At 74.3% G+C, this 9,278-nt stretch carries 8 protein-coding genes; 4 read left to right on the top strand and 4 right to left on the bottom strand.

Features of this window, described 5'->3' with window-relative positions:
• Positions 1–78: 78 nt before the first annotated feature.
• Complete coding sequence (locus ACFV9M_RS07435) at positions 79–1,344, bottom strand: SpoIIE family protein phosphatase (protein ID WP_385069487.1); 1,266 nt, start codon at positions 1,342–1,344, stop codon at positions 79–81.
• A gap of 150 nt (positions 1,345–1,494) precedes the next feature.
• Between ACFV9M_RS07435 and ACFV9M_RS07430 the strand changes: the two genes are divergently transcribed.
• Positions 1,495–1,944 carry a hypothetical protein gene (locus ACFV9M_RS07430; protein ID WP_385069486.1) on the top strand — a complete coding sequence of 150 codons (450 nt, stop codon included), beginning with the start codon at positions 1,495–1,497 and terminating at the stop codon, positions 1,942–1,944.
• Between the two features lie 86 nt (positions 1,945–2,030).
• Here ACFV9M_RS07430 and ACFV9M_RS07425 read toward each other — a convergent pair whose 3' ends face one another.
• Positions 2,031–2,312 (bottom strand): hypothetical protein, encoded by a 282-nt coding sequence (locus tag ACFV9M_RS07425; RefSeq protein WP_385069484.1) that lies wholly within the window; start codon positions 2,310–2,312, stop codon positions 2,031–2,033.
• A gap of 178 nt (positions 2,313–2,490) precedes the next feature.
• Here ACFV9M_RS07425 and ACFV9M_RS07420 point away from each other — a divergent pair, with 178 nt between their 5' ends.
• Entirely contained in the window at positions 2,491–3,459 is a 969-nt protein-coding gene (locus tag ACFV9M_RS07420) for a hypothetical protein (protein ID WP_385069483.1), read from the top strand.
• Between the two features lie 128 nt (positions 3,460–3,587).
• Here the strand turns inward: ACFV9M_RS07420 and ACFV9M_RS07415 are convergent, their stop codons facing one another.
• Positions 3,588–4,910: a PLP-dependent aminotransferase family protein gene (locus tag ACFV9M_RS07415; protein WP_385069481.1), complete on the bottom strand. Its 1,323-nt coding sequence runs from the start codon at positions 4,908–4,910 to the stop codon at positions 3,588–3,590.
• Between the two features lie 162 nt (positions 4,911–5,072).
• On the opposite strand from ACFV9M_RS07415, the gene ACFV9M_RS07410 reads away from it, so the two are divergent.
• Positions 5,073–5,906 (top strand): alpha/beta fold hydrolase, encoded by an 834-nt coding sequence (locus ACFV9M_RS07410; protein ID WP_385069480.1) that lies wholly within the window; start codon positions 5,073–5,075, stop codon positions 5,904–5,906.
• 71 nt (positions 5,907–5,977) lie between these two features.
• Positions 5,978–7,000: an endonuclease/exonuclease/phosphatase family protein gene (locus ACFV9M_RS07405; protein ID WP_385069479.1), complete on the top strand. Its 1,023-nt coding sequence runs from the start codon at positions 5,978–5,980 to the stop codon at positions 6,998–7,000.
• A gap of 40 nt (positions 7,001–7,040) precedes the next feature.
• Here the strand turns inward: ACFV9M_RS07405 and ACFV9M_RS07400 are convergent, their stop codons facing one another.
• The gene (locus tag ACFV9M_RS07400; protein WP_385069478.1) at positions 7,041–9,137 is read right to left on the bottom strand and encodes a PhoX family protein; all 2,097 of its coding nucleotides are present in this window, start codon (positions 9,135–9,137) and stop codon (positions 7,041–7,043) included.
• Positions 9,138–9,278: the final 141 nt, after the last annotated feature.

The raw sequence follows: 9,278 nt of genomic DNA, 5'->3' as shown, positions 1-9,278 counted from the left end.
GACCGGCACCTGCACCACCTGCCACCGCCCCCTGCCCAGAACCTCCGCCACCAGCCAGAACCCAAGAGCCAGAGCAACCTAACGGAGTCCTACTAGGGCCGCGGCGATGTCGGCGGCGAGCGGGAAGAAGGCGCCGGCGGCGTCACGGGCCTCGGTGACCCCGTCGGTGACCAGCAGCAGGGTCTCCTCACGGGCCAGGGCGGCGCGCAGGACGTGCGGCAGGCCGCCGGTGAGTTCGCCCAGGCCGAGGGGGAGTCCCTCGCCCTGCGGCAGGGACCGTACGCCCTCGGGGCCGACCGCGAGCGGCGCCTCGTGGCCGAAACCGACGATCTCGACGGCGCCGACAGCTGTGGCGGAGGAGGAGGCGATGGAGGCGGAGGCGGCAGTGGCGGCGGTGGAAGCGGCAGTGGCGGAGGAGGAGGCAGTGGAGGCGGAGGAGGAGGTAGGAGCAGCGGCACCCGGCGCCCGTTCCCCTCCTCCCTCGCCCCGAGCCGGGCCCCCGCCCTCGTTCCCGCCCTCGTTCCCGCCGTCGTTCCCGCGTTCGTTCCCGCGCTCGGGCCGGCCCCGCGGGAAGCCGATCAGCACGGCCGTCGCGAAGCGGTCGCCGTCGTCGCGGCCGAGGGCGACGGTGTGGTCGCGGTGGCGCCGCATCCGGGTCTCCAGCCGGTCGGCGACCGTCGCCAGGTCCGGCTCGTGGTAGGCGGCCTCGCGGAAGGTGCCCAGCAGCGCGGCCGCCGCCTCCACCGCGCCCAGCCCCTTGCCCTGGACGTCGCCGAGGAGGACACGGGTGCCGTGCGGGCCGGGCTGGATGTCGTAGAAGTCGCCGCCCACGCGGGCGTCGGCGTCGGCGGCGAGGTACACCGCCGCGTGGTCGAGGCCGCCCCAGCCGGGCGGCAGCGGGCGCAGCACGGTACGGCGGGTGGTCTCGGCGACGTGCCGCATGTGCAGCATCCGCCGCTCGTTGCGCACCCGCACGGCGGCGGCGAGGACGGAGAGGACCCCGCCGACGAGGACGAGGACGAAGTCGGCCGGACCCGACCGGTACTGGTCGGGCCAGGCCCGGTCCGCCTCCACGTACGTCAGGAGCGCGAGGACCGCGAAGAGGGCCGTCGTCCACACCCCGCACAGGACGGCGGCGATCGCGGCGACGAACACGCACCAGGAGACGATCCGGAACTCGCCGGTGGTGTTGTAGTCGACGACGGCGATGACGACCAGCGTCACCAGCGGCACCAGCCAGGTGACGCTGCGGCCGCGGATCCGCAGCAGCCGCCGCCGGCGGTGCGGGACGTCCCGGCGCCGGGTCCGCGGGTGGCGGTCGAGCAGCCCCTGGCCCCGCTTCATGAGGTCAGCGAAACACGGGCGGAGGCCGCACGCATCCCCGCAGGCCGCACGCTTCCACGGAGGGCGGCCGGGGGGCCGACGTGCCGACTTGCCACCGCCCGCGCCCAGGTGTGCCCTGGAAACCGGGGGCGAGGAGAGAGGAGTGCTCTCATGGCTCATGCGGCACCCGCACCGAGCGTGCGGCCCACGTCCACCGTCACCACCACGACACCCGACGTCTTCGGCGCGCGGACCCACCTGATCGCGAAGTGGGCGGTGCCCGTCACCATGGGGCTGGTCTACGGCTACTGGGCCGCCGCCAACCAGCGCCACGGCGGCCCGGTCACCGGCTGGAACATCCTGTTCGGCTTCGTGACCGCGCTCGTGTTCATCGGGCTGTACGCCGCCGTACGCACCCTGGCCTCCCGCATGCGGCGTGAAGTGCACGCCCTGCTGTGGGCGGCGTTCGCCGGCTGCGCGCTGGGCTTCCTGATCAACCAGACCGGCGCGAGCGTGCTCTACTCGGCGAGCATCGCACTGGTGATCGCGGCGGGCGTCTTCGCGGTGCTGTTCTACCGGTACTACACGCACGAGGACGCGGAGGGGCACCGTATCGGCTGACGCGTCTCGACTGACGCGCAAGGACACGCGGACATGCGTGGGCCCCGGCGGTTCCCCGCCGGGGCCCACTTCCCTCATCCCTCCACTCACCGGGCCAGTGGGGTCCACTCCCACTCGCCCGACGAGGTACCGGACGTATCAACGGAGGCCTCGCAGACGCCGATGGTCCAGGAGCTCGAGTAACTGAAGGCGTCGGCGAGGGTGGCACTCCAGTCGTGCCCCAGGACCAGGCAACCGACGCCGGCCGCTCGTGCCTCGGCGGTGGCCTGCGGGGCTGCCGCCGCCGTGGTGCCCGCCGCCGTGGCGGCGAGGGCTCCACCGGTGAGCAGGACCGCGGCCAGAGCCCGCAGGATCGCAGTGGTGCGCATCATCGCCTCCTTCTCCCCTGATCCATGAGACACCCGTTCGGGTGAACCCTCCACCGGAGACCGCCGAACCGCGTGCCACCTGCGCGGACAGCGGGCCGACCGGCCGTCCGTGGGCGGCCGTCACCCGGGCGGCCCAGCCCCGCTGGCGCACCCGCCGCCGCTCCCGTTGTCTGAGGACGTGTCCCGACGCCTGCGAACCGCCGTCTCGGCCGTCTCCATCGCCCTGGCCTGCCTCCTGCTGCCCTTCGGCGCGTTGGCGGCCTGGGCCGCGTACGGCCTGACGGACACGGGCCGTTACGTCACCACGATGGCCCCGCTGGCCTCCGACCCCGCCGTCCGGGACGAGGTCGTGGACGCGGTGGCCGCCGGCATCCTGCGGGAGGCCGCCACCGACCGCCACCGCCCCCTGCACCCCGAGGTGACGCCCTTCGTGCACGACGCGGTGCGCTCCTTCACCCGGACCCGCGCCTACCGCAGGGCGTGGGACGCGGGCAACGAGGAGGCGCACAAGGCCGTCATGACGGCGCTGCACGACGAACGCGCCCGCGGGATCTCCGTGGACCTGGCTCCGGTGACCACCCGTCTCAAGGCGCAGCTCGTCGCCGACCGGGTGCCGTTCGCCGAGAAGGTGCCGATCCGGCACACCAGCGTCGCCCTGCTCCCGGCGGACGACCTGGCCACGCTCCGGAAGGGCTACCACGTGCTCGACATCGCCGGTTTCTGGCTTCCGGTCGCGGCGGTGGCCCTGGCCGCCACGGGCATCGGCGTCGCGGTGCGCCGCCGCCGCGCCCTCACCGCCACCGCCCTCGGCACGGCCCTCGGCGGCGCGTTCCTGGGCCTGGCGGTGGCGCTAGGCCGCCGGCTGACCCTCGGGGACCTCCCCGACCAGACCCACCGCCCGGCCGCGGCCGCCGTCTACGACGCCCTCACCTCGACCCTGCGCACGGTGTCCTGGCTGCTGCTGGCGGCGGGCCTGACGGTGGCGGGCGCGGTGTGGCTCACCCGGCAGATCCGGGTCCGCCGTACGGCGGCCTCCCGCCGGCCGCCGGCCACGCCCGCCCCGGCACCCCCGGCCCCCGGAACCCCACCCCCGCCCCCGCATCCGCCCCAGGCACCGCTCACGCACCCGCCCAGCCGCCTCGGCTGAGCCCCCGCACACACGCCCCGGCCCCACACCGCCCCGGCCCCACGCCCCGGCCCCCTGACCTCTGCCCCCCTGACCTCTGCCCCCTGACCTCTGCTCACCTCGGTCACGCCGACCACGGCTCGCCTCGGTCACGCCCCCCGCGCCACCTCCGCCAGAACGCCCAGCGCCCGCCCCAGCTCCCCCTCCGCCGCCGACGCGAGCCCGAGCCTGACCGCGCTCGGGGTGCGGTGTGCGGCGACGGCGAAGGCGGTGCCCGGGGTGACGGCGATGCCGCGGGCGGCGGCCGCGGCGGTGAAGGTGTCCGCCCGCCAGGGCGCGGGCAGCTCCCACCAGGCGAAGTAGGCGTGCGGATCGGTCCGTACGGCGAAGCCGCGCAGGTGCGTCGCGAGGAGCCGCTGCCGGCGCGCCGCGTCGGCCCGCTTGGCCGCCACCAGCCGCGCCACGGTCCCGTCCCCGGCCCACCGTACGGACGCCTCCAGCGCGAACCGCCCCGCGCTCCACCCCCCGGACCGCACCGCGCCGGCCACCGCCTCGACCCGGTGCTCCGGCACGACGAGGAAACCGACGGTCAGCCCCGGCGCGACCCGCTTGGACAGGCCGTCGACGACATGGGTCAGGTCGGGGGCGTGGGCGGCGAGCGGAGTGGCGTCCGGCCGGAGGAAGGACCAGATGCGGTCCTCGACCACGGGGAGGGACAGCTCGCCGGCCAGCCGCGCCAGCTCCACCAGCCGCCGCTCGCTCGTCGTCAGCGACGTCGGGTTGTGCAGGGCGGGCTGGAGGTAGAGGGCGGAGAGCGGGGCCGCGCGGTGGGCGTCGGCGAGGGCGTCCGGCCGCAGGCCCTCGGCGTCACCGGGCACCGGCACCAGCACGATCCCCAGCCGGGCGGCGATCTCCTTGACCAGCGGATACGTCAGCTCCTCCACGCCCACCCGGCCGCCGGGCCGGACCAGGGAGGCGAGCGCGGCGGTGATGGCCTGGCGGGCGTTGCCCGTGAAGAGGAACCGCCCCGGGTCCGGGCGCCAGCCCGGGAGGCCGAGCAGACCGGCCGCGGCCGCGCGGGCGGCGGGGGTGCCGTCGACGGCGGCCGGCCGCATCGCCTCGCCCAGCACATCGGGCCGCAGCAGGGGCGCGAGCGCCGGCGCGAGCAGCTCCGACTGGCCCTCGGCGGAAGGGTAGTTGAGCTCCATGTTGACCGGGGCCGCCGTCGCCGTCTCGACCAGCGCCCGCCCCTGCCCGACGGCCGGCGCGGCCCGTACGAAGGTGCCGCGGCCGACCTCGCCCACCACCAGCCCCCGCCGCACGAGTTCGCCGTAGACCCGCCCGGCCGTCGAGGCGGCGATCCGGTGCCGCCGCGCGAACCACCGCTGCGGCGGCAGCCGCTGACCGGGCACGAGCCGCCCGGCGGCGATGTCGTCGGCCACCCGGTCGGCCATCCGCCGATAGTCCTCCACGAGGCCCACCTCCCGTCCCTGTCCCTGTCCCTGTCCCTGTCCCTGTCCCTGTCCCCGTCCCCGTCCCTGTCCGTGCCCCGACCCTCACCCGTGACCATGACATTGCACCGAGGGCAAAGATCTTATTGCACCGAGGAGTTGAGCGGACCTACTGTCGACGCCATGGCACCCTTCCTCTCATACGTGGACAAAGGCACCGATCCCGCCCGTACGCCGCTCGTCCTCGTCCACGGCCACCCCTTCGACCACACCATGTGGACCCCGCAGACGGAGGCCTTCGCCACCGGCCGCCGTGTCATCGCCCCCGACCTGCGCGGCTACGGCGCCTCCCCCGTCACCCCGGGCGTCACCCCCCTGTCCCGCTTCGCCCGGGACATCGAGGAACTCCTGGACGACCTGGGGGTGGACGCCTTCGTGCTGGCCGGTCTGTCGATGGGCGGCCAGATCGCGATGGAGTGCTGCGCCCGCTTCGGGGACCGGGTGCGCGGCCTGGTCCTCGCCGACACCTTCGCGTCCCCCGAGACACCCGCAGGGAGGACCGCACGCCACGAGACGGCCGACCGTCTGCTGCGGGAGGGCATGCGCGGCTACGCCGACGAGGTCCTGGACAAGATGGTCGCCCCCGACGCCGACGCCCGGGTCCGGGCCCACGTCCACCGCATGATGGCGGCCACACCCCCCGAGGGAGCCGCCGCCGCCCTGCGCGGCCGCGCCGAACGCCCCGACTACCGCCCCCTCCTGGCCCGCCTCACCGTCCCCACCCTGATCGTCGTCGGCGCGGACGACGAGTTCACCCCGGTCTCCGACGCGCAGGCCCTGCACGCCCTGGTGCCGGACTCCGAGCTCCGGGTCGTCGAGGGCTGCGCGCACATGCCGAACCTGGAACGCCCTCAGGAGTTCAACGCGGCCCTGGCGGACCTCCTCGCACGCGTCGACGGAACCGGACGGACCGGAGAACGTTCCACGGATCGGGTGGCAGGGCTGGTCGGCGGGTAATCCCTGGTATCCCGTACGGCAGGCCGGGGGAGAGAGCATCCTGGGGCTGTGGGTGCCGGCGGAGGAACTGGATGAGTTCAACGCGCACATCGTCGGACGCATCGAGGGCGTACGGGAGTTCCGCTGACGTGCCCGACGGGCGGCGGCGTCGGGCGCTGTTCGGGCGCTGGTGCGCGGGGGCGCTGTGCGCCGGGGTGAGCGTGGTCGTGGGGTGCCGGGCCGCGGACACCGACGCCTTCACCCCCGTACCGCAGCTCCTCGCGTTCCTGCCGTGGCTGCTCGTGCCGACCGGGATCGGGCTGGCGCTGTCCCTGCTCGCGCGCTGGTGGACCGGGCTCGTGTGGGGGGTCGTCCTGCTCGCACTGCTCGCCTGGTTCATCGAGCCGTACGGGAAGGAGGGCCGGCCCGAGGGGGTGCCGGTCGCCCGGGTGCGCGTCCTCACCTCCAACGTCGAGTTCGGACAGGCGACCGACGCGCTGATCGCCGCCGTGCGACGGGAGCGGCCCGACCTGGTGTTCGTCGAGGAGTGCGAGTACGGCTGTCAGGCGGCGGTGGCGCGGGAGCTGGGGCGCGGCTATCCGCACCGGCGGGCCGTGCCGGGGGACACCTCGGTCGGGTCGGTCGTCCTCAGCCGGTTCCCGCTCACACCGACCGCGGGCGTGCCCGGCCGGATGGGCATGCCCGGGGCGGTCGCCGACATCCACGGGCACGCCGTACGGCTCCAGCTCGCGCACCCCAAGCCGCCGCTGCCCCGCCAGGTCGCCCTGTGGAAGCGGGAGCTCGGCCGGCTGGCGGACTTCGCCGCCGCGCACCGCGCCGACGGGCCGCTGATCCTCGCCGGGGACTTCAACGCCTCCCAGGACCACGCCGCGTTCCGCCGCGTCCTGGACACCGGGCTGCACGACGCCGCCCGCCTCGCCGGGGCGCACCGCGAGCCCAGCTGGCCGGCCCGGACCACGCCCGCCTTCGGCGCCCAGATCGACCACGTCCTCGTCTCCGGGGAGTTCTCCGCGCGCCGCGCCCGCTTCCTCGACCTGCCCGGCACCGACCACCGCTCCCTGCTGGTGGACCTCACGCTCCACCGGCCCCGCTGACCCGGGGCGGTGGAGCGCGGTCGGCACAGCCTGGAGGGAGCTAGACGCCGATGTCCTCGCCGTCCTGGCGCCACACGGCCACGACCGCCGGGCGGACGATCTTGCCGGCGCCGTCCGGCCAGGTGCTGGCCGGCTTCTCCACCGACGCGCCGTCGACCTCACCCGGGTGCTGGACGGCCACCAGGACGCGGCGGTCCTGGATGAGCGGGCCGCAGGTCTCGGCGCCGGTCGGCACGGTGAGGAACTGCTTCAGCTCGCCGCGCCGCGCACCGCGCGTCGCCACACCGAACAGACCGTCGTGCGAGCCGAGCTGCGCGCCGTCCGTGGAGATCCACAGGTTGCCGTGCGGGTCGAAGGCCACGTTGTCCGGGCAGGAGATCGGGCTGACGGAGTCCTTCGGGAAGCCCGCGAAGTACGTCGCCGGGTCCTCCGGGTCGCCCGCGACGAGGAACAGCGACCAGGCGAACTCCGTCGCCTCCGCGCGGTTGCGGCGCTCGGTCAGCTCCAGGACGTGCCCGTGCTTGTTGGCGTTGCGCGGGTTGGCCTCGTCCGCCTTGGCGTTCGAGCCGACACCGCGGTTGGAGTTGTTGGTGAGGGCGACGTACACCTTGCCGGTGACCGGGCTGGGCTCGATGTCCTCGGGGCGGTCCATCTTCGTCGCGCCGACCTTGTCACCGGCGAGCCGCGTGAAGACGAAGACCTCCTCCGCGGTCATGCCCTCGACGTGCGAGACGGCGCCCTTGGCGGTGGCGGTCGCCAGCGGGATCCACTCGCCGCTGCCGTCGAACTCGCCGTCGGCCGGCAGCGTGCCGGTGCCGTCGATCTCGGCGGCCGGGGAGTCGCCGGTGAGCCTGGCGACGTACAGGGTGCCCTCGTCGAGCAGCGAGAGGTTGTGCTCGCGGACGGCGCGGGAGCTGCCGTGCTTCATCCGCTTGCTGCCGACGAACTTGTAGAAGTAGTCGAAGCGCTCGTCGTCACCGGTGTAGACGACGGGCCGGCCGTCGGAGGTCAGCCGCACGGTCGCGGCCTCGTGCTTGAACCGGCCCAGGGCGGTGTGCTTGCGGGGCGTGGACGTCGGGTCGTACGGGTCGAACTCGACGACGTACCCGAACCGGTGCACCTCGTTCGGCTCCTGGGCGACGTCGAACCGCTTGTCGAACCGTTCCCACTTGCGCTCGGTGGTGCCGGTGCCGATGCCGTACCGCTTGTCCGTCGTCCGGCTGCTGTTGGCGAAGTACTGGTTGAAGTTCTCCTCGCCGTGCAGGGTGGTGCCCCACGGGGTGGTGCCGCCGGAGCAGTTGTTGAGCGTGCCGAGCACCTTGGTGCCCGTCGGGTCGGCGGACGTCTTCAGCAGGTCGGAGCCGGCGGCGGGGCCGGTCAGACGGAACTCGGTGGTGGCGGTGACGCGCCGGTTCAGCGAGTGCCGGGGGACCGCGACGAGCTTGCCGGTCTTCCGGTCCTCCTCCACGACGACGGCGGACAGGCCGTGCGCGGCCCAGGCGATCTCCACCTGCTGCCGGGTCGGGTTGGCGGCGTCGTACCCCCGGAACATCAGGATCTCGTCGGTGTACTCGTGGTTGGCGACGAGCAGCTGCCGGTTGCGCTCGCCGGGCAGCGGCAGCAGCGCGAGGAAGTCGTTGTTGTAGCCGAACTGGGCCGCCTGGGCGGCCGGCGTCTGGTTCTCCGGGTCGAAGGCCGGCGCACCCCGCAGGATGGGCTCGCCCCAGCGGATCACGACGTTCTGCCCGTACCCCTCCGGGACGACCACGGCGTCGGTCGTGTTCGGCGCGACGCTGCTGTAGCGCAGCCCCTTCGCGGCCTTGCCCGGTTTCGAGGTCTTCTGCGCCGCGGAGGCCGCGGAGGCCGCGGTCGACTCCTGGGCCGCCGCGGCGGCCGGACGCGCCCCGGCGACACCCGTCGCTCCGGCGGCGCCCGCGACGGTGACGACGGCGGCGGCGCGCATCATCGAGCGGCGGCTCAGGGCGCCGGCGATGACGTCACCGACGTACTCGTTGCCGCTGGTGTTGGGCACCTCGTGGAAGCAGGCGTCACCACACCGGAAACGACAGGTCATGGCGGATCGTCCGCCCGGATGCGACTGGGACGGCGTACCGATCAGCGGCAGAAGCTTGCGCACCTTTACTCTCCCCTTGCGTGCCCATGGTGTGACCGTGACGGTAGGGGTACATATGTGCGGAAGCGCTGACGCTGAGTGAACGGCGGGTGAATCCCCGACTGCCACAAGGAGGTTGACGGAACGCCGAGGCGGTGTTGACAC

Origin of the sequence: Streptomyces sp. NPDC059895 (assembly GCF_042731035.1) — a bacterium.
GTDB lineage: Bacteria > Actinomycetota > Actinomycetes > Streptomycetales > Streptomycetaceae > Streptomyces.
The sequence above is the reverse complement of the archived record's forward strand: the minus strand, read 5'-3'. Positions and strand labels throughout refer to the sequence as shown.